Origin of the sequence: Stenotrophomonas sp. MH181796 (genome assembly GCF_009659995.1) — a bacterium.
GTDB classification, from domain to species: Bacteria; Pseudomonadota; Gammaproteobacteria; order Xanthomonadales; family Xanthomonadaceae; genus Stenotrophomonas; species Stenotrophomonas riyadhensis.
The window spans coordinates 253,594-273,655 of the sequence record NZ_RAHU01000001.1; the positions used below are offsets into that span (position 1 = coordinate 253,594).

19 protein-coding genes are annotated in these 20,062 nt (G+C 66.3%); 8 read left to right on the forward strand and 11 right to left on the reverse strand.

From position 1 onward, the window contains the following. Nucleotides 1–3: 3 nt before the first annotated feature. From mreD to D5301_RS01135, 3 genes are all read right to left on the reverse strand, one after another. Complete coding sequence (mreD, locus tag D5301_RS01125; RefSeq protein ID WP_110713734.1) at nucleotides 4–489, reverse strand: rod shape-determining protein MreD; 486 nt, start codon at nucleotides 487–489, stop codon at nucleotides 4–6. Continuing rightward, the gene (mreC, locus tag D5301_RS01130; RefSeq protein WP_324187240.1) at nucleotides 486–1,490 is read right to left on the reverse strand and encodes a rod shape-determining protein MreC; all 1,005 of its coding nucleotides are present in this window, start codon (nucleotides 1,488–1,490) and stop codon (nucleotides 486–488) included. Before mreC ends, mreD begins: the two co-directional genes overlap by 4 nt. Before the next feature lie 121 nt (nucleotides 1,491–1,611). Further along, nucleotides 1,612–2,658, reverse strand: coding sequence for a rod shape-determining protein (locus tag D5301_RS01135; protein WP_005419402.1), 1,047 nt, complete (start codon nucleotides 2,656–2,658; stop codon nucleotides 1,612–1,614). 283 nt (nucleotides 2,659–2,941) lie between these two features. On the opposite strand from D5301_RS01135, the gene D5301_RS01140 reads away from it, so the two are divergent. Further along, entirely contained in the window at nucleotides 2,942–3,880 is a 939-nt protein-coding gene (locus D5301_RS01140) for a carbohydrate kinase family protein (protein WP_134951036.1), read from the forward strand. 102 nt (nucleotides 3,881–3,982) lie between these two features. Here D5301_RS01140 and D5301_RS01145 read toward each other — a convergent pair whose 3' ends face one another. The 4 genes from D5301_RS01145 to ubiE form a co-directional block, all read right to left on the reverse strand. Continuing rightward, a complete protein-coding gene (locus D5301_RS01145; RefSeq protein WP_153854543.1) occupies nucleotides 3,983–4,606 on the reverse strand; it encodes an HAD family hydrolase in 624 nt (207 codons plus the stop codon). After that, nucleotides 4,606–5,337 carry a hypothetical protein gene (locus D5301_RS01150; RefSeq protein WP_153854544.1) on the reverse strand — a complete coding sequence of 244 codons (732 nt, stop codon included), beginning with the start codon at nucleotides 5,335–5,337 and terminating at the stop codon, nucleotides 4,606–4,608. The genes D5301_RS01145 and D5301_RS01150 overlap by 1 nt, the downstream gene beginning before the upstream one ends. A 125-nt stretch (nucleotides 5,338–5,462) precedes the next feature. Beyond that, complete coding sequence (locus D5301_RS01155) at nucleotides 5,463–7,391, reverse strand: M1 family metallopeptidase (protein WP_153854545.1); 1,929 nt, start codon at nucleotides 7,389–7,391, stop codon at nucleotides 5,463–5,465. 255 nt (nucleotides 7,392–7,646) lie between these two features. Next, nucleotides 7,647–8,408: a bifunctional demethylmenaquinone methyltransferase/2-methoxy-6-polyprenyl-1,4-benzoquinol methylase UbiE gene (gene ubiE / locus D5301_RS01160; protein WP_005411082.1), complete on the reverse strand. Its 762-nt coding sequence runs from the start codon at nucleotides 8,406–8,408 to the stop codon at nucleotides 7,647–7,649. A gap of 81 nt (nucleotides 8,409–8,489) precedes the next feature. Here ubiE and D5301_RS01165 point away from each other — a divergent pair, with 81 nt between their 5' ends. The 4 genes from D5301_RS01165 to D5301_RS01180 all read left to right on the forward strand — a co-directional run bounded on the left by D5301_RS01165 (nucleotide 8,490) and on the right by D5301_RS01180 (nucleotide 10,289). After that, nucleotides 8,490–8,942, forward strand: a complete 453-nt coding sequence (locus tag D5301_RS01165; RefSeq protein WP_153854546.1) for a nucleoside deaminase — start codon at nucleotides 8,490–8,492, stop codon at nucleotides 8,940–8,942. 199 nt (nucleotides 8,943–9,141) lie between these two features. Then, nucleotides 9,142–9,402, forward strand: coding sequence for a hypothetical protein (locus tag D5301_RS01170; RefSeq protein ID WP_153854547.1), 261 nt, complete (start codon nucleotides 9,142–9,144; stop codon nucleotides 9,400–9,402). Between the two features lie 75 nt (nucleotides 9,403–9,477). Then, nucleotides 9,478–9,804: a hypothetical protein gene (locus D5301_RS01175; RefSeq protein WP_014038526.1), complete on the forward strand. Its 327-nt coding sequence runs from the start codon at nucleotides 9,478–9,480 to the stop codon at nucleotides 9,802–9,804. A gap of 62 nt (nucleotides 9,805–9,866) precedes the next feature. Further along, nucleotides 9,867–10,289, forward strand: coding sequence for a low affinity iron permease family protein (locus D5301_RS01180; protein ID WP_032129005.1), 423 nt, complete (start codon nucleotides 9,867–9,869; stop codon nucleotides 10,287–10,289). Nucleotides 10,290–10,372: 83 nt separating this feature from the next. Here the strand turns inward: D5301_RS01180 and smeF are convergent, their stop codons facing one another. The 3 genes from smeF to smeD all read right to left on the reverse strand — a co-directional run bounded on the left by smeF (nucleotide 10,373) and on the right by smeD (nucleotide 16,202). Continuing rightward, nucleotides 10,373–11,773 (reverse strand): multidrug efflux RND transporter outer membrane subunit SmeF, encoded by a 1,401-nt coding sequence (gene smeF / locus D5301_RS01185; RefSeq protein WP_153854548.1) that lies wholly within the window; start codon nucleotides 11,771–11,773, stop codon nucleotides 10,373–10,375. A gap of 109 nt (nucleotides 11,774–11,882) precedes the next feature. Beyond that, nucleotides 11,883–15,005, reverse strand: a complete 3,123-nt coding sequence (gene smeE / locus D5301_RS01190; RefSeq protein WP_153854549.1) for a multidrug efflux RND transporter permease subunit SmeE — start codon at nucleotides 15,003–15,005, stop codon at nucleotides 11,883–11,885. 12 nt (nucleotides 15,006–15,017) lie between these two features. Further along, nucleotides 15,018–16,202, reverse strand: a complete 1,185-nt coding sequence (gene smeD / locus D5301_RS01195) for a multidrug efflux RND transporter periplasmic adaptor subunit SmeD (RefSeq protein WP_032129008.1) — start codon at nucleotides 16,200–16,202, stop codon at nucleotides 15,018–15,020. 226 nt (nucleotides 16,203–16,428) lie between these two features. On the opposite strand from smeD, the gene smeT reads away from it, so the two are divergent. Genes smeT through D5301_RS01210 form a run of 3 tightly spaced genes read left to right on the forward strand, consistent with a single transcriptional unit; the run spans nucleotide 16,429 to nucleotide 18,622 of the window. Further along, entirely contained in the window at nucleotides 16,429–17,088 is a 660-nt protein-coding gene (gene smeT, locus D5301_RS01200) for an efflux transporter SmeDEF transcriptional repressor SmeT (protein WP_111202805.1), read from the forward strand. Then, nucleotides 17,085–17,594 (forward strand): MepB family protein, encoded by a 510-nt coding sequence (locus D5301_RS01205; protein ID WP_153854550.1) that lies wholly within the window; start codon nucleotides 17,085–17,087, stop codon nucleotides 17,592–17,594. The genes smeT and D5301_RS01205 overlap by 4 nt, the downstream gene beginning before the upstream one ends. A gap of 35 nt (nucleotides 17,595–17,629) precedes the next feature. Further along, nucleotides 17,630–18,622 carry a Gfo/Idh/MocA family oxidoreductase gene (locus tag D5301_RS01210; protein WP_110713754.1) on the forward strand — a complete coding sequence of 331 codons (993 nt, stop codon included), beginning with the start codon at nucleotides 17,630–17,632 and terminating at the stop codon, nucleotides 18,620–18,622. A 53-nt stretch (nucleotides 18,623–18,675) separates the two neighbouring features. On the opposite strand, the gene hslU is transcribed toward D5301_RS01210, so the two are convergent. Then, nucleotides 18,676–20,049, reverse strand: coding sequence for an ATP-dependent protease ATPase subunit HslU (hslU, locus tag D5301_RS01215; RefSeq protein ID WP_014038532.1), 1,374 nt, complete (start codon nucleotides 20,047–20,049; stop codon nucleotides 18,676–18,678). Nucleotides 20,050–20,062 lie beyond the last annotated feature (13 nt).

Consider the following 20,062-nt stretch of genomic DNA (forward strand, 5'->3'; position numbering starts at 1 on the left):
GGCTCAGCGCCCGCGCTTGCCGAAACGCACCGCGTCCAGCAGCACGAATACCAGCGGCCACAGGCCCATGCCCAGCAGCGGTGCCCACCAGTACGACCACGGCAGGGTCGGCTCATCCACCACGATGTGGACCAGCGCGCTGACGATGCGGTCGTTGAACAGCAGGCCGCCGATGGCGAGCATCTGCTGCGACATCGGGAAGAAACGGATACGGGCACGGAAGCGCTGCAGGATGAAGGCCAGCATCACCAGCCGCAGCGACTGTTCACCGAGTACCCCACCGTACAGCAGATCGGCGATGACGCCGCTGGCGAAGGCAATGCCCAGGCCAACACGCTCCGGCGCTTCGATCACCCAGTACGCGAGCACCAGCGCCAGCCAGTACGGACGCAGCGGCTGCAACAGCGCCGGCAACGGCAGCAGGCCCAGCAGCAATGCCACCACCAGGCTGGCCGGCAGCACCCACGGATTGTCGCGCAAGCGGCTCATCGCTGGGCCTCCGGCCTGGTCGGCACTACCGTAGCGCCGGCTGGGGTGGAGCCCCCTTGTTGTTCAAGGGGGCGCGCCAACGGCGCGGGGTTAAGGGAGGATGCGCGGGCCGGTTGCACCGAAGGTGCAGTCGGCTGCAATTCGCTGGCCGCAGGCAAGCGAATTGCCGCACCTGGGCGCAGCAACAGCACGTCGCGGCCGCGGTCGAGCTGGGCCGCCGGCTTCAGCTCGCCAACCAGGAAGGCATGGGTATCGTCCGGACGCAGGCCGGTGATGGTGCCTACCGGGAAGCCGGCCGGGAAGCGGCCGCCGAGGCCGGAGGTGACGATTTCATCGCCCACTTCCACGCCGGCACTGAGCGGAATGTCGCGCAGTTCCAGTTTGTCACCGCGGCCGTACACGATCAGGCGCACGCCGTTGCGGGCCACGGTCACCGGCACCGCGTGGTCGGGGTCGGTCAGCAGCAGCACGGTGGAGGTGCCGCCGGTGACGCTGATCACCTGACCCATCAGGCCGCCGGCATCGATCACCGCCTGGCCGACATGCACACCTTCACGACTGCCAGCGTCGAGCACCAGACGCTGCTTCACCGGGTCCAGGTCAATGTCCAGGATCGGTGCCAGCTGCACGTCCAGGCCGCTGCGCTCGGCCACGTTCAGCAGCTCGCGCAGCTGGGCATTGTCCAGCGCGGCGGTCTGCAGGCGGGTCAGGCGCGCGTTGGCCAGCAGCAGCTGGTTGCGCAGTTCGCGGTTCTCGGTGACCAGCTGGGTGTGGCTGGCAGCGGAATCCTTGACCTGGTTGCCGAGCTTGCCGGGCAGGCCAGCCAGTGCCCATACCGGCTGCACCAGGCTGTTGGCCTGCCCGCGCAGCTGCGCAAGCCAGCCGGCCTGGTCGTCGAGGACGATCAGGGTGATGGCCAGTGCGAGATAAGCCAGCAGACGCAGCGGGCTGGCGGCATCACCGGATCGGGAAGCAACGGGAGGTCCGGCGTAGGGCGGCACGGCGACGATTCAACTGGCAGAAGGCGGAAGGGAAACACGTGGACGCCCCGCCGGTGCCGGCCTACCCTCATGGTGGGCCGCACCCCGGAGGGGCGCTGCGGGCGCAGGCAGCCGGGACGGCTTATTCCGGCGCAAAGAACTCGTTGCCGTGCATGTCCACCAGCTCCAGCGCACGACCGCCACCGCGGGCCACGCAGGTCAGCGGATCGTCGGCCACCTGCACGTGCAGGCCGGTTTCCTCGGAAATCAGGCGGTCCAGGTCACGCAGCAGGGCGCCACCACCGGTCAGCACGATGCCGCGCTCGGCGACGTCGGCGCACAGTTCCGGCGGGGTCTGCTCCAGCGCCAGCTTGACCGCGCTGACAATGCCCGACAGCGGTTCGTGCAGGGCCTCGAGCACCTCGTTGGAGCTGATCTTGATCATCTTCGGCACGCCCTCGGCGAGGTTGCGGCCGGAGATTTCCATCTCGATCACTTCCGCCTGCGGGTAGGCACAGCCCAGCTCGACCTTGATGCGCTCGGCGGTGGCTTCACCGATCAGCATGCCGTGGTTGCGGCGCACGTAGTTGGTGATCGACTCGTCGAAGCGGTCGCCGCCGATGCGGACCGAGGCCGAATAGACGATGCCGTTGAGCGAAATCACCGCAACTTCGGTGGTGCCGCCGCCGATGTCGATGACCATCGAGCCACGGGCTTCGGTGACCGGCATGCCGGCGCCGATCGCGGCGGCCATCGGTTCTTCGATCAGGAACACGTCACGGGCACCGGCTTCCTCGGCCGATTCCTTGATCGCGCGGCGCTCGACCTGGGTCGAGCCGGCCGGCACGCAGACCAGCACGCGCGGGCTCGGGCGCAGCACGCGCGACTTGTGCACCTTCTTGATGAAGTGCTTGAGCATCGCCTCGGTGTAGGTGAAGTCGGCGATGACGCCGTCCTTCATCGGGCGGATGGTGGTGATGTGGCCCGGGGTACGGCCCAGCATCTGCTTGGCTTCGGCGCCCACGGCTGCCACCGAGCGGGTACCACCGATGGCACGGTCCTGGCGCACGGCCACGACCGACGGCTCGTTCAGCACGATCCCCTGCCCGCGCACGTAGATGAGGGTGTTGGCCGTGCCCAGGTCGATGGACAGGTCATTGGAGAACATGCCACGGAGTTTCTTGAACATCTGAGGAAGGAGTCCTGAGGGGTGTCGTGCCCGCCGCGGGATGGCGAAAAAATGGGCAGAAATCGAGGCCGACAAGCCTAGCAACCCGCCTGCCGCCGAGCAAGGAAAAAACTAGCTGAACCCGCGTCTTCACAGGCTTTCGGCCTGATCGGGTCTCACCCGGTTCTGGCCCTGAGCGGCACCAGCGGGTAACCTTTGCGCCGTCGGGCGCCCAAGGGCGCCGTTTGCTTGCCCGCTGAACCGGGCCGGCCCACCCCAAAATTCACCGCATAGGCTTACATCGATGTCCGCTCTGATCTGTGGTTCTCTTGCCTTCGACACCATCATGGTGTTCCCGGACCAGTTCAAGAATCACATCCTGCCGGACAAGGTGCACATCCTGAACGTGTCCTTCCTGGTGCCGCGCATGCGCCGCGAGTTCGGCGGCTGCGCCGGCAACATCGCCTACAACCTGCACCTGCTGGGCGGCCAGCCGATCCCGATGGGCACCGTGGGTTCGGACTTCGGCCCGTACCGCGAGTACTTCGAAGGCTTGGGCATCGACCTGACGCGCGTGCGCGTGATCGATGAGCTGTTCACCCCGCAGGCGTTCATCACCACCGACCACGACAACAACCAGATCACCGCCTTCCACCCGGGCGCGATGATGCGTTCCTACGAGAACCACGTGCGTGGCGTGCCGGGCGTGACCCTGGGCCTGGTCGGCCCGGATGGCCGCGAAGGCATGATCCAGAACGCGCAGGAATTCCACGAAGACGGCATTCCGTTCATCTTCGACCCGGGCCAGGCCATGCCGCTGTTCAACGGCCCGGAGCTGCGCGCCTTCATCGACCAGGCCGACTACGTGGTGGTCAACGACTACGAGTCGAACCTGCTGCAGGAACGCACCGGCTGGGACGAGAAGGAGATCGTCAGCCGGGTCAAGGCCTACATCACCACCCGCGGCCCGAAGGGCGCAGTCATCCACACCCCGGAAAAGAGCTACGACATCCCGCCGGCGCACGAGCGCCGCGTGGTCGACCCGACCGGCTGTGGCGACGCCTTCCGTGCGGGCCTGATCTACGGCATCCAGAAGGGCTACGACTGGCTGACCATCGGCCGCATGGGCAACCTGATGGGCGCACTGAAGGTCGAGCACCCGGGCACGCAGAACCAGCGCTTCACCTTTGACGAGTTCAACGAGCAGTTCAAGCAGCAGTTCGGTTACGCGCTGGGCGCGTAAACGAACTGCCCGCGCACCCGCTCGGTGGGTGTCGACCTTGGTCGACACGCTGTGGCCTGGTAGGTGTCGACCTTGGTCGACACTGCCGGCCAGCGGCCGGCACTACCCCCTGCGCTGCCAGGCGGCCAACAGGTCGCGGCAATCGGCGAAATGCCAGTCGGCACGGCCCGGCCACGGGTTCTCCGGCAGATTGACCAGCACGGTGTGCGTGCCCGCGGCGCGGCCGCACTCCAGGTCGTAGGCGTGGTCACCGACCATCACCGCCTCCGACGCTGCGATGCCCCAATGCCGCAGGTGCTGCTGCAGCCCATCCGGTGAGGGCTTGGGCACCGCTTCATCGCGACCAATGATGTCGGCATCGTCGAACAGCTCCCCGACCCCGATCGCGTCCAGGGTCAGCTTCGCCAGCGCATGGTCGTTGCGGGTCAGGATGCCCAGCCGGCAGCCAGCCGCCGCCAGCGCGCGCAGCAGCTTCACCGCGCCCGGTGCCGGCAGCGCGTCCTCGGCCAGCGTGCGCTCGTGTTCCAGCAGCCACTCACGCTTGGCCTGCGCCGATGCGCCCGGCAGCGCCGCGATGTGGTCGAGGATGTCTTCCTCCGCGGCGATCTCCAGCGCGCGGCGGATCGCGGCGAAGTCATGCACGGCCACCGTCAGTGTGCCGTCCATGTCGAACACCCAGTGCCGGATCGCGGACAACGCGTGCACTGCGCTGCCCGCCGCGATCATCACTGCCACCACTGCGGCATGCGGCTGGCGTCGACACCACCGGTTTCGAACACGGCAGTACGCGTGCCGACGGCCTTGACCGGGAACTCGATGCTGATCGACTTGCCCTTGCGCGCCAGCTTCCACAGCGCCTTCTGGTCGGTGATGAACAGCGCGATGGCTTCATCGGTCTTCGGGCGCCAGGCTGCCATCGACACCGGCTTGCCGTCGTCCACGGTCACCTTCACCGTGCACTGCGGGCAGCAGAAGTCGCCGGCCTGCAGCACCAGGTAGGCATGCCGCTTCCACTCCGGGTGATCGCGGAACACCAGCTGCACCGGCTTGGCGCCGCTGCCATCCACGTCCACCCGTTCCTTGCTGTAGATCTGCGCCGAAACCTGGTTGCCCTTGTTGCCCACCGGGATCTGGTTGTACTGCCACAGCGCCTGCATGCGGCGCAGGTCGCGCGCGGCATCGCCCTTGGCCTTGACCTCGTCGAAGCCTGCGGCGATGCGCTCGGCGGCGGCGGTGTCCTTGTACTGGTCCAGCAGCGAGGCGCCATGCAGGCGCGCACGCTCCCAGTCCTCTGCGGCCACGGCCATGTCGTACTGCTTGGCCACGTCTTCGGCCTTGGCTTCCTTCTGTGCCTGCACGGCGGCTGCGGCGGCTTCCTGCGCCTTGCGCTCTTCCTCGGGGTTGCTGCAGGCAGCAAGGGCCAGCGTACAGGCGGTGAGCAGGATCAGTCGTTTCATGGCGGAGGTCCTTCGTGTTTTCGCATTTCTGTAGAGTCGAGCCATGCTCGACTGGCGCTTCAACAGCAGTCGAGCATGGCTCGACTCTACAAAGAAAAGCGCCGGGGGATACCCGGCGCGTCTTCTTACTTGGCTTCGGCCTTGGCCAGCATGTCCTGGACCGAGGCGGTGGTGATCGGGTGGTAGCCCGGCTTGGCCTTTTCGAAGGCCTGCTTGGCCAGCTCCAGACCCTTCGGCGTCTTCACCAGTTCGGCGTAGATCGGCAGGATCAGCTTGCGACGACCGACGCGCTCGATGAATGCAGCCGCCCCTTCATTGGCCTGCTCGTAACCGCTGCGGATCGCCAGCGGGTACCAGCGCATGGCGATCTCGCCATTCGGGGTGCCGGTGAAGTGGAACGCCTTGTCCAGCGTGGCCAGCTTGTCCAGCGGCTGGGTCGCGCCCAGGCCGTCGATGAAGCGCACCCATTCCTGCGTGCTCCAGTCAGCGATGACCTGGCTGCTCGGCACGGTGCCGGCGCTGGCGAAGGCGATGCGTGCGGTATCCACGCTGCTGAAGTTGCGCGACTGCGCCTTGGCCGCGAACGCCGGAATGCCCGGCTCGTCCAGCCACGCCTTCAGTTCGGCTTCCGTCACTGCAGACGGGTTCTTCGGCAGCAGCTTTTCCTTCATGTAGGCAACGAACTGATCAGTGTTCGCGCTCTGGAAGGCGTGGTCATCGAACCAGCCACGCAGGAACGGATCGAAGGTTTCGCGGCCGAAGCGCTGTTCCAGGAATTCCAGGAACCACGCACCCTTGACGTAGGCCACCTGACTGAGGGCTTCATCGGGATCGCGCTCGTTCAGCGGCGGCAGCGCCAGCGCCTGGTCGGCCGGGCTCATGTCCTTCACTTCGGCCAGCAGGTCGGTCTGGTCGATCTGCTTCTCCATCTCGGCCATCTCCTTGCCGTACAGGGCTTCGGTGATGCGGCCCTGGACGTAGGTGGTGAAGCCTTCATTGAGCCAGATGTCCTTCCAGCTGGCGTTGGTCACCAGGTTGCCCGACCAGCTGTGCGCCAGTTCGTGGGCCACCAGCGAGACCAGCGACTTGTCGCCGACGATCACGGTCGGGGTAGCGAAGGTCAGGCGCGGGTTCTCCATGCCGCCGAACGGGAACGACGGCGGCAGCACCAGCATGTCGTAGCGGCCCCAGCGGTACTCGCCGTACAGCTTCTCGGCGGCACCGATCATCTTCTCGGTGTCTTCGAATTCCTTGGCGGCCTTGTTGACCATGGTCGGCTCGGCCCAGACGCCGGAGCGGCCGGAGATCGGCTCGAACACCAGGTCGCCGGCCGCGATGGCCAGCAGGTACGACGGAATCGGCTGCGGCATCTTGAAGGTGTAGTCACCGTCACGCGCCGCCTTCGGATCGTTGTCGGCGCTCATCAGCACCATCACGTCCGGGCGCGAGACCACGTGCGCGCTGTAGGTGAAGCGCACGCTCGGGGTGTCCTGCAGCGGCACCCAGGAACGGGCGTGGATGGCCTGCGACTGGCTGAACATGAAAGGCAGCTTCTTGCCTTCGGTCATCGACGGCGCCAGCCACTGCAGCCCCGAAGCGGTCGGCGCGGTGTGGTAGGTCACTTCCACCTTGGCCGGCTGTTCCGGGGTCTCGATGGTCAGCTTGCTGCCGAACACTTTGTCGGCCGGGGCCAGCGCGAACTGCAGCGGGCTGCGCGCGCCATCGGCGGCAACGGCCTCGACCTTGGACACGGTCAGCTCGCGGGTGTCGAGCACCAGCTGCTTGGCGTCCTTCTGCTTCCATTCCAGGGAGTAGGTGGCGGTGCCGCCGATCTGCTTCTGGTCGAAGTCCAGCTTCAGATCCAGCGCGATGTCCTTGATGACGACCTTGTCCGGCTCGGCGTACGAGCTTTCGTCGTGGCTGCGGTTCTCGGCGTTCACGGGGGCGGCGGGGGCCTTGGCGGCAGTCGGGGCGGCGGCGGGCGCGGCCGCCTCCTGAGAGCAGCCGGCGGCCAGGGCCACGGCCAGCGGAAGGAGCATCAGCGGATTACGCATGAATCGGGACCGTTACGGGGATCAGACCCCCAATGGTAACTCCCTCCGGCCCCGCAGGCGTTGCGCGGTGCGGGGTAATGGCGGCCGGGGCCGATCCTGCGCCTGCGGCGCATGCCAACCAAGGTTGGCATCCATAGGTAGGTGCCAACCTTGGTTGGCACGGATGTGTCAGCGCCCGGTGCAAGCGTGTGCCAACCAAGGTTGGCACCTACCAGAACAGGTAGCGCCGGGCCATGCCCGGCGGCCCCACACGCTTTACAGCTTGTAGCCGGAGTGGATCGAAACGATGCCGCCGGTCAGGTTCTTGTAGTGGCAGCGCTCGAAGCCGGCCTGCCCCATCATCGCCTTCAGCTCATCCTGCGGCGGGTGCTTGCGGATGCTCTCGGCCAGGTACTGGTAGCTGTCCGAATCGTTGGCGAACAGCTTGCCCAGCTTGGGCAGGATCTTGAACGAGTGGAAGTCGTAGATCGGCTTGAACCAGTCGGCGGTGACTTCGGAGAATTCCAGCACGCGGGCCTGGCCGCCGACCTTCAGCACGCGGTACATCTCGCGCAGGCCGGCGTCCTTGTCGGTCACGTTGCGCAGGCCGAAGGCGATGGTGACCAGATCGAAACTGTTGTCCGGGAACGGCAGGGCTTCGGCGTTGCACTGCACGTAGTCCAGGCCGAGCACCAGGCCGCGATTGGTCAGGCGGTCACGGCCGACCGACAGCATGCCGGCGTTGATGTCGCCCAGCACCACCGAGCCCTCGGCGCCGACGCGCTCCTTCAGCAGGGCGGCGATATCGCCGGTGCCGCCGGCCAGGTCGAGCACGCGGTCGCCCGGCTTCACCTGCGCGGTGGCCACGTAGTAGCGCTTCCACGCCCGGTGCACACCCAGGCTCATCAGGTCGTTCATCAGGTCGTAGTTGCGCGCGACCGAGGTGAACACCTGGCCGACCAGCTTCTGCTTGTCCTTGGCGGCGACGTCGCGGAACCCGAAATGGGTGGTACCGGCTTTGTAGGGGGATTCGCTCATGGCGCCGATTATCGCACCGCCGGGGGCCAGCGGCACCCCCTGCCCGTATCATGGCGGGCCACGACTTACCGGAGCCCCCGCATGATCACCACGCCCGACTACCAGGCCCTGCTGCAGACCGCCATCGCCGAAGCCCGCCAGGGCCTGGCCGAGGGCGGCGTGCCGATCGGCGCGGCGCTGTACCACAACGATGGCCGCCTGCTCGGCTGCGGCCACAACCGCCGGGTGCAGGAAGGCGACCCCTCCGTGCACGGCGAAACCGACGCCTTCCGCAAGGCCGGCCGCCAGCGCCGCTACCAGGACACCATCATGGTCACCACGCTGGCGCCTTGCTGGTACTGCTCGGGCCTGGTGCGCCAGTTCAACATCGGCACCGTGGTGGTGGGCGAATCGCGCACGTTCCAGGGCGGCATCGGCTGGTTGCGCGAAAACGGCGTCAACGTGATCGACCTCGACAACCAGGAATGCGTCGATCTGCTCGGCGGCTTCATTGCGCAGCATCCCGAGATCTGGAACGAAGACATCGGTGAATGAGCACCACGCAGTGTGCTGTTGAACCCGCTTAATGAACGCTTCAGTGCCGGCACGCCCTAGTGCCGGCAGCGTTTGCGGCGCCAGCCGCGAACCCGTGCACAGTCAGCCGTGCCCCGTGCACACGCTGCGGTAACACCCCGCCCCAGCGTCGCGCCTAGGGTGGGGCTACCGGGACCTTCCTTCCCCGGCGGAGCCAGCCATGTGCGCGCACGCCGTACGCCCCACGCCCGACCCGATCCTTGACGCCATCCGCAAGCGCCTGCAGCAGCAGTTCGCGCTGCATCAGCGTGGCGCCCAGTTCTGGACAGCTTACCAGGGCCTGCAGCTGGAACTGGTGCGCGGCCATCCGCTCGAACACGAACGCCTCTGCAATGCCATGGCCGACATGGCCGAAGAGATGGGCGCGGTCGAGCATGCGCAACTGATAGGCAATCGCAACGCCGGCTGCACATCGCGCTGACGCGGCTTCCACTGCCCCATCGGCCACACTCGGATGAACCCCCACTCCCTCTCCACTCAACCGAACTGGATTGTCATGCACGCCGAAGTTCCCACCATTCCCCCGGTCATCAACGTTGACGCCGAGCTTGACCACTGGCGCCGCCAGCATGCCGACGGCGCACTACCGCACAACTCGTTCGGCTCCTACGTGCCGTGGATCAAGTTCGCCTGTGATTCGCTGATCACCCAGCCGCGCGCCAGCAATGCGCAGCGCGACGAGATGTTCCAGACCCAGTACGCCCTGCAGATCATGCCGCGCCTGAGCGAAGCCCAGGCCCGCGAATTCGTCGACCGTTGCTGGCAGCACGTCTACCAGACCAGCCCGGTGCGCCTGCAGGACGCCCCGCGCCTGCGCGCCTGAGCTGCACGGCCCCTGCACGAGCCGCTGCCGATCATCCTCGTCACCTGAGTGGGACGACGACGATGAAAGCACGCAACCTGTTCAATACGATCGCCAAGAAGGCCGCGGCCGCCACCGGCTCGCCGTGGACCTTCCTGGCTGCGGTAGCGATCGTGGTGATCTGGGGCATCAGTGGCCCGGTGTTCGGTTTCAACGACACCTGGCAGCTGGTGATCAACACCGGTACCACCATCATCACCTTCCTGATGGTGTTCCTGATCCAGCACACGCAGAACGCAGATACCGCCGCGATGCAGATCAAGCTGGACGAGCTGATCCGCGCGACGGCCGAAGCCAACAACGAACTGTTGGATCTGGAAGAACTGGACGAGGAGCGGCTGGAAGAGATCCGGCGCGAGTACGAGCAGATGGCGCGCGAAGCTGGCGACGCGCTGGCGCGTGTGCGCGCCTGCCATGCAGCGCGGCGCGACGATGAAGCGGTGTAGCAGGCCCCGGAATGACAATGCCGGCACGCGGCCGGCATTACCATCGATCATCAAGGTAGAGCCGGCCGCTGGCCGGCTGTCCTTCAGCTGCGTTCGTGCCAGCCGCCGCCCAGCACCTTGTACAGGGTGATGCGGTTGGCCTGCTGGGCCAGCTGCGCCTGCAGCTGGGTCTGCTGCGCGTTGTAGGCGGTACGGCGCGCATCAAGCAGGGTCACGAAGCTGTCCAGGCCAGCGTCGTAGCGTGCCTGCGACAGGCGGTTGGCCTGTTCGGCCGCTTCCACCAGGCGCTGCTGTGAACTCACCTGCTCATCCAGGCTGACGTTCAACGCCAGCGCATCGGCGGTTTCGCGGAAGCCCACCTGGATCGACTTCTCGTACTGCGCCAGCGCAATGTCACGGTCCGCATTGGCGATGGCCAGATTGGCGCGCAGCTTGCCGCCCTGGAAGATCGGCAGCGTGATCTTCGGCAGGAAGCTCCACACGCGGGTGCCACTGTCGAACAGGTTGGACAATTCGCTCGAACCACTACCGATGCTGCCGGTCAGCGAGATGCTCGGGAAGAACGCCGCGCGTGCCGCACCGATGTTGGCGTTGGCCGCCAGCAGCTGGTGTTCGGCGGCCATGATGTCCGGGCGCTGCAGCAACACGTCGCTGGGCAGGCCGGCCGGCGGCGGTGCCAGTGCCAGCAGCTGCGGTTCGATGCTGTCCGGCAGCAGTGCCGGATCCAACTGGCCACCGGCCAGCAGCGCCAGCGCATTGCGGTCCTGGGCCAGCTGGCCACGCAGGCGTGCAGCATCCGTACGTGCGGTCTCGACCAGGGTACGGGTCTGGGTCAGCTCCAGCGCCGAACTGCCACCACGCTCGTGGCGGGCCTCGGCCAGGCGCAGCGAATCCTCGTAGGTCTTCAGCGTCGCATCGGCGATCTTCAGCCGCTGCGCATCAGCCCCGTAGGTCAGCCACGCCGTGGCGGTCTCGGCCACCAGGCTCAGCTGCGCGTTGCGGCGGTTGGCGGCCACGGCGAAGTACTGCTGCAGCGCCGCTTCACTGAGATTGCGCACGCGGCCGAACAGATCCAGTTCGAACTCGGCTACGCCAACACCGGCGGTGAACTGCTCGGTGACACCGGCGTCGGTACCACGGCGGTCCATCTGGCCGGTGACGGCCACGCCGGGCACACGGTCGGCGCGCTGTACGCGGTACTGGCCGCGCGCGCGTTCAACGTTGAGTACGGCCACGCGCAGGTCGCGGTTGTTCTGCAGCGACTGGTCGATCACCTGCTGCAGGCGCGCATCGGTGAAGAAGTCGCGCCAGCCGACGGCGGCAACATCGGCCACCTCGCCCTGCGCGGCCTCGGCCGGCCACTGCGCCGGAATGGCCGGAGCAACGGCGGTGTTCTTCGGCACCAGGGTGGAGCAGCCGGCGAGCGCGAGCACGGCGGCAATGGAAAGAAACAGGGATGCACTTTTCATGGGAATGACTTCCATCGGTACTGCCGGATGGCAGGAGGTAGTGCCGGCCGCTGGCCGGCAACCTCGTTGGATTCACATCACGCGGGCAGTAGGTGCCGGCCAGCGGCCGGCACTACCGTTTCGCTTACGTGGAGGATTTGCGCTTGAACACGCGCTGCACCACCACGAAGAACAGCGGCACGAAGAACACGCCGAGCACGGTGCCGACGATCATGCCGCCGAGCACGCCGGTGCCGATCGCCTGCTTGGCACCGGAGCCGGCACCGGTGGAGATTGCCAGCGGCACCACGCCCATGCCGAAGGCCAGCGAGGTCATCACGATCGGGCGCAAGCGGTCGCGCACGGCGTGCATGATCGACTCGATCAGGCTGGCCCCCTTCTCCAGGTTTTCCTTGGCGAACTCGACGATCAGGATCGCGTTCTTGCTGGTCAGGCCCACCGTGGTCAGCATCGCCACCTGGAAGTAGATGTCGCGTTCCAGGCCCTTGAAGGTATTGGCCAGCACCGCGCCGAGGATACCCAGCGGGGCCGCCAGCAGCACCGCGGTCGGCACGCTCCAGCTTTCATACATCGCGGCCAGGCACAGGAACACGATCATCAGCGACAGCGTGTACAGCAGCGGCGTCTGCGAGCCGGCCTGGCGTTCCTGGTAGGACATCGCCGTCCACTCGATGCCGAAGCCCGCCGGCAGCTGCTTGGCCAGCTGTTCGATCTCGGCCATGGCGTCACCGGACGCGACACCCGGTGCCGGTTCGCCCTGGATTTCCATCGCCGACACACCGTTGTAGCGTTCCAGGCGCGGCGAACCGTAATCCCAGTGCTTGGTGGCGAAGGCACTGAACGGCACCATCTCACCCTTGTCGTTCTTCACGGACCAGAGATCGAAGTCCTCCGGCACCATGCGGAACGGCTGGTCGGCCTGCACGAACACGCGCTTGACGCGGCCACGATCGACGAAGTCGTCGATGTACGAGCTACCCCATGCGGCGGCCAAGGTACCGTTGATCTGGTCGATCGACAGCCCCAGCGAGGTCGCCTTGGCCGCATCGATGTCGATGCGGAACTGCGGCGTGTCTTCCTGGCCGTTCGGGCGCACGTTGGCCAGCTTCTTGCTGCCGGCGGCGAGGCCCAGCAGCTGGTTGCGCGCGGCCACCAGTGCCTCGTGGCCCTGGCCGCTGTTGTCCTTCAGGAAGAAGGTGTAGCCCGAGGCGGTACCCAGTTCCGGAATGGCCGGCGGCGGGAAGGCGAAGATGAAGGCATCCTTGATCTGGCCCAGCGCTGCCATGGCGCGACCGGTGATCGGCATCACGCCATTGTTGGCGTCACGCTCGCTCCAGTCCTTCAGCTTGACGAATGCCATGCCCGCGTTCTGGCCCATGCCGGCGAAGCTGAAGCCCTGCACCGAGAACACCGAGTCCACCGCATCCTTCTCGTTCTGCAGGAAGTGGTTTTCCAGTGCCGCGATCGATTCCAGCGTACGTTCCTGGGTGGCACCGACCGGCGCCTGCACCAGCGCCATCAGCACGCCCTGGTCTTCGTTGGGCAGGAACGAGCTGGGCAGGCGCACGAACAGCACGCCCATCAGCACGAACAGTGCCGCCACGATGCCCATGAAGCGCCACGGACGGTGGATGATGCCGCGCACGCCGCGCTGGTAGCTTTCGCTGGTGCGGTCGAAGCCGCGGTTGAAACCGTTGAAGAAACGACCGGACCAGCCCTTGTGTGCGACGTGGTGCTCACCCTTCTTCAGCGGCTTGAGCATGGTCGCGCACAGCGCCGGGGTCAGTACGATCGCGACCAGCACCGACAGCGCCATCGCCGAAACGATCGTGGCCGAGAACTGGCGATAGATCACGCCGGTGGAACCGCTCATGAAGGCCATCGGCACGAACACGGCCGACAGCACCAGGCCGATACCCACCAGCGCGCCGGTGATCTGGCCCATCGACTTGCGGGTGGCCTCGAGCGGCGACAGTCCTTCCTCGGACATGATGCGCTCGACGTTCTCCACTACCACGATGGCATCGTCCACCAGCAGGCCGATCGCCAGCACCATCGCGAACATGGTCAGCATGTTCACCGAGAAGCCCAGCATCGCCAGCACGCCGAAGGTACCCAGCAGCACCACCGGCACGGCGATGGTCGGGATCAGGGTGGCGCGGAAGTTCTGCAGGAACAGGTACATCACCACGAACACCAGCACGATCGCTTCGATCAGGGTCTGCACCACGCCCTTGATCGACACGCGCACGAACGGGGTCGTGTCGTACGGGATCTCGGCCTTCAGGCCGGCCGGGAAGAAGCTCTTCATGTCCTGCAGCGCGGCATCCACGCCGGCCGCAGTATCCAGCGCGTTGGCGCCGGTGGCCAGGGTGACCGCCAGGCCGCTGGCCGGCTGGCCGTTGTAGCGGGTGACGAAGTCGTAGGACTCTGCACCCAGTTCGACACGGGCGACATCGCCCAGGCGCAGCTCGGCACCGTCCTGCGCACCGCGCACGATGATGTTGCGGAACTGTTCCGGGGTCTGCAGGCGCGACTGCGCATTGATGGTGGCGTTGAGCTGCTGGCCCTTGATCGACGGCGCGCCGCCGAGCTGGCCGATGGCCACCTGGGCGTTCTGTGCCTTGATCGCTGCGGTCACTTCCGCAACGGACAGGCCGTAGGTGTGCAGCTTGTTCGGGTCCAGCCAGATACGCATGGCGTACTTGCCACCGAACACCTGGATGTTGCCCACGCCCGGCACGCGGCTCAGACGGTCGACGACATTGGAACCGACGTAGTCGGCGATGTCGTTGGCGTCCATGCTGCCGTTCTCGGACACGAACGCGATGACGTTCAGGAAGCCCGAGCTGGACTTGGCCACGTTGATGCCCTGCCGCTGCACTTCCTGCGGCAGCAGCGGCATGGCCAGCTGCAGCTTGTTCTGCACCTGCACCTGGGCGATGTCCGGGTTGGTGCCGCTCTCGAAGGTCAGGGTGATGGTGGCCTGGCCGTTGGATGAGCTGTTGGAGGAGAAATAGATCAGGCCATCAAGGCCCTTCATGTTCTGCTCGATGATCTGCGTCACCGAGTCCTCGACCACCTTGGCCGATGCACCCGGGTAGGTGGCGCTGATTTCCACCGCCGGCGGTGCGACGTTGGGGTACATCGAGACCGGCAGCTTGAACAGGGCCAGGCCGCCGGCGAGCATGATGATGATGGCGATCACCCATGCAAAGATGGGTCGATCGATGAAAAAGCGTGCCATGGGGTTCTCCGCTTACTTCGCGTCGCCGGCCGGAGCGGCAGGCTGGGCGGCCGCTGCCGGCTTGGCCGGAGCAGCACCCTTCTCGGTGGCCTTGACCGGCATGCCGGGGCCGATCTTCTGCAGGCCTTCGACAATCACCTTGTCGCCGGCCTTCAGACCGTCCTCGACCAGCCACTTGTCGCCGACCGTGCGGCTGACCTTGACCGGGCGCACTTCGACCTTGTTGTCCTTGTCGACCACCATCGCGGAGGTGTCACCCTTCGGATCGCGGGCGATGCCGGCCATCGGCACCAGCACTGCATCGCTGCGCACGCCGCCGCCGATCACCGCGCGCACGTACGTGCCCGGCATCAGCAGGCCGTCCGGATTGTCCACTTTCACGCGCAGGCCGAAGCTGCCAGTGGCCGGGTCGACGCTGACTTCGGAGAACTCCAGCGTGCCCTTGTGCTCGAAGGTGCTGCCGTCTTCCATCAGGATGCTGACCGGCAGCGTCTGGTTGTCCTGCAGGCGGCCCGCGGCCAGCTCACGGCGCAGCTGCAGCAGCTCGGCCGAGGACTGGGTCAGGTCGACATAGATCGGGTCCAGCTGCTGCACGGTGGCCAGCGCATTGGCCTGGCCGGCGCTGACCAGCGCACCCTGGGTGACGCTGGACTTGCCGATGCGGCCGCTGATCGGCGCGGTGATGCGGGCGTAGCCCAGAGTGACGTTGGCCGCATCCAGCGAGGCCTTGGCGGCGCCGACGTCAGCCTCGGCCTGCTTCTGCGCGGCCACCGCGTTTTCCAGGTCCTGCTGGCTGACCGCATCAACCTTGGCCAGCTCGGTGATGCGCTTGGCGCTCAGGCGCGCGGCGTTGGCGGTGGCCTCGGCACGCGCCAGCTGGGCACGGGCACTGTTGGCCTGTGCGCGGTAGCTGGCGTCCTCGATCTGGTACAGCGGCTCGCCGGCCTTGACCATGCCGCCCTCGGTGAACAGGCGCTTGGCGACGATGCCGTTGACCTGCGGACGCACTTCGGCGACCAGGAAGGCGTTGGTACGGCCCGGCAGCTCGCGGGTCAGGCCCACGGTCTCGGACTTCAGCGTGACCACGGTGACGTCACCCGGGCCCTGTTCGGGGGCCTGGGGTTGGCCGCCGCAGGCAGCCACGGTCGCGGCGATTGCCAGCGACAGTGCAAAGGGTCGGATTCGGCTCAGCAACATGACGGAAAGGCTCTTGAAGGAAAGGGTCTCAGCCAGCGCTGATACGGCGGACCCTCCACCAGCAAAGGTGAAGACCGTGCGAACAGCGCCCACCCGGGTGGAGTGGGAGCCGGACGGGCCTGCCACGCACACGACGGGAATGATGGGTGCGAAATATACATACATGCTTGTTTGTTTGTAAACCGGTACAATTCAGCCACGTTTCACCCGCACTCGTACCCTACCCATGGCCCGCAAGACCAAAGAGGACACCCAGGCAACCCGGGAAGGCATCCTTGACGCCGCCGAAGCCTGCTTCCATGAACACGGCGTGGCCCGTACCACGCTGGAGATGATCGGCGCCCGCGCCGGCTATACCCGTGGCGCGGTGTACTGGCACTTCAAGAACAAGAGCGAGGTGCTCGCCGCGATCGTCGAGCGCGTGCACCTGCCCTTCATGCAGGAACTGGAGCGTACCTCCACCGACCAGCGCGACACCCCGGTGCACGACCTGCGCGCGGTGATGATCCACTCGTTCATCGAGCTGTCCGAGGACGAGCGCCTGCGCAAGACCATGGAGATCATGCTGCGCAGCGACGCCTCGGCCGATACCAAGGTGCTGACCGAAATGCAGCAGGCCGGCTTCCGCGATGCGCTGGACCGGATGGAGCGCGCCCTGCGCCGCGCCCGCGATCTGGGCCAGCTGCGCGAAGGCGCCGACCCCAAGATCGCCGCGCGCATGCTGCACGCCACTGTGCTGGGCGTGCTGCACGGCGCGATGGTCGAACCGGAACTGATGGACCTCAAGCGCGATGGCATGCTCGCGCTGGACATGACCCTGGCCGCCTACGTGAAAGAAGGCGTGTTCGTGCCCGGAACGGTGCCCGAGCCGCTGCCGGAAGCATGAGCGGCATTGCTGCCGCCACTGCGGCACTGCACGATCTCTACCTGCCCGCAGGGCTGCAGTTGAGCGGACCGATCGTGGCGGAAGCGGAAAGCGCAGAGTACGGTGCCTGCCGCTTTGCCCTTGAGGGTCACAGCATCGTGTTCCGCGTCGCGAAGATCACCCCCACCAAGACCGGCCAGTTCGTAACCCTGTGGAAGCGCCCCGCCCCCGGTTCTGATATCGCTCCATTGGATGCAGCCGATGCTGTGCACTTCGTGGTGATCGCGGTCTCCGACGGAACACAGCGCGGGCAGTTCATCTTCAGTCGTGACCTGCTGATCGAGCGCGGCGTGATGTCGCGCGATGGCGAGGGCGGAAAGCGCGCCCTCCGTGTCTATCCGCCGTGGAGCACGCCGACCGCAAAGGACGCGATCCGGACCCGGCAGTGGCAGCTTCGTTGCTTCCTGCCCACCGGTGCCGATGTCTCCGCCTCCGCCGGTGATCGATTACGCTCACTGTTGGGTTGAACCCGGCGGACCTTCCCTTTTCTGGACGCATCGTGATGATCCTGGACAACGTGGTATGGGGCTTCATCGGCTGTGGCAGCGTCACCGAGAAGAAGAGCGGGCCGGCCCTGGCCAACACGCCGGGCTCACGGGTGGCCGCGGTCATGCGCCGCAATGCGGCGTTGGCCGAGGATTATGCGCGGCGCCATGCGATTCCCCGCTGGTACGCGGACGCCGATGCACTCATCGCCGACCCGGAAGTGAACGCGATCTACGTTGCGACGCCGCCCTCCACGCACATGCACTACGCATTGCAGGCGATTGCCGCGGGCAAGCCGGTCTACATCGAAAAGCCGATGGCCATGGACCACGGCGAGTGCCAGCGCATCATTGAAGCCAGCGCCCGCAGCGGCGTGCCGGTGTTCGTGGCCTACTACCGCCGCGCCCTGCCCCGCTTCGCGCAGGTGAAGCAGCTGCTGGACAGCGGCGCGATCGGCACACCGCGCAGCGTGCGCGCCACCCTGCACCGGCCACATTCGGCGAACGCTGCATCGCCGGACTTCTGGCGGACCAACCCGGCGATCGCTGGCGGCGGGCTGTTCGTCGATCTGGGCTCGCACACCCTGGACCTGCTGGATCATCTGCTGGGGCCGCTGAGCGATGTGCGTGGCCTGGCCAGCTCGTTGACCGGCGCCTACGCCGCCGAGGACAGCGTCTCGATGTGCTTCCGCACCGGGACGGGGGTGCACGGCATCGCGCAATGGAGCTTCTGCGCGTTCCGCCGCCAGGATGAGATCGAGATCACCGGCGATCGCGGACAACTGCGCTTTGCCACCTTCGAGGATGTTCCAGTGGTACTGGAAACCGAAGCCGGTATGCAGACGTTCGATATCCCGAACCCGCCGTCGATCCAGCAGCCGTTGATCGCTACCATGGTCGATGAGTTGCGTGGCTGGGGTCACTCGCCGTCGAACGGCATCAGCGCCGCCCGCACCAGTGCGGTGATCGACCAGGTGCTGCAGGCCTACCGCGTCAGACATCCGCACTGACCACCAACAAAAAGGCCGCCTTTCGGCGGCCTCATGCTTTGCAGCGTCAGGCATTACAGGATGTAGCGGCTCAGGTCCGGATCCTGCACCAGCTCACCCAGATGCGCATCGACATAAGCACTGTCGATGGCCAGGGTCTCGCCGTCGCGGTCCGGTGCCTCGTAGCTGAGCGAATCCAGCAGGCGCTCCAGTACGGTGTGCAGGCGACGGGCACCGATGTTCTCCTGGCGCTCGTTCACCTGGAAGGCGATCTCGGCCAGGCGGTCGATGGCATCGGCGGTGAAGCTGACCTTGACGCCCTCGGTGGCCAGCAGCGCTTCGTACTGCTTGGTCAGCGCGGCCTTCGGCTCGGTCAGGATGCGCACGAAATCACCCTTGCTCAGCGCACCCAGTTCAACGCGGATCGGGAAGCGGCCCTGCAACTCCGGAATCAGATCGCTGGGCTTGGCCAGGTGGAACGCGCCCGAAGCAATGAACAGGATGTGGTCGGTCTTGATCGTGCCGTACTTGGTCGACACGTTGGAGCCTTCCACCAGCGGCAGCAGGTCGCGCTGCACGCCTTCGCGCGAGACGTCGCCACCACCCACGTTGTCACCACGCTTGGCAACCTTGTCGATCTCGTCGATGAAGACGATGCCGTGCTGCTCGCAGGCCTCGATCGCCGCGGTGCGGATGTCGTCCTCGTTGACCAGCTTGCCGGCCTCTTCCTCGATCAGCAGCGGACGCGCGGCCTTGATGGTCAGCGTGCGCTTGTGCGCCTTGGCGCCACCGCCGAGGTTGGCGAACATCGACTTCAGCTGCTGGCCCATTTCCTCCATGCCTGGCGGGGTCATGATGTCCATGCTGACGTTGGCAGCCAGGTCGAGTTCGATCTCGCGCTCGTCCAGCTCACCGTTGCGCAGCATCTTGCGGAACTTGATGCGGGTCTCGTTGTCCTGCGCCGACGGCTCGTTGCGGGCGACTTCCGGATCGAAGCCGATGCCACCGCTGCGGCGCGGCAGCAGCGCATCGAGGATGCGGTCTTCGGCGCGCTCCTCGGCCTGGGTACGCACGCGCACCTTGGCCTGCTCGCGATAGAGCTTCACAGCGGTATCGGCCAGGTCGCGGATGATCTGCTCGACGTCCTTGCCGACGTAGCCGACTTCGGTGAAGCGGGTGGCTTCAACCTTCACGAACGGTGCGTTGGCCAGGGTGGCCAGGCGACGCGCGATCTCGGTCTTGCCGACGCCGGTCGGGCCGATCATCAGGATGTTCTTCGGCATCACTTCATTGCGCAGCTCAGGCACCAGCTGCATGCGGCGCCAGCGGTTGCGCAGGGCAATGGCCACGGCGCGCTTGGCGTCGTGCTGGCCCACGATATGCCGGTCCAGTTCCTGCACGATCTCGCGCGGGGTCATGGTGGCGGAGGAAACTTCGATCTTCGACATGGATGTGCTCACG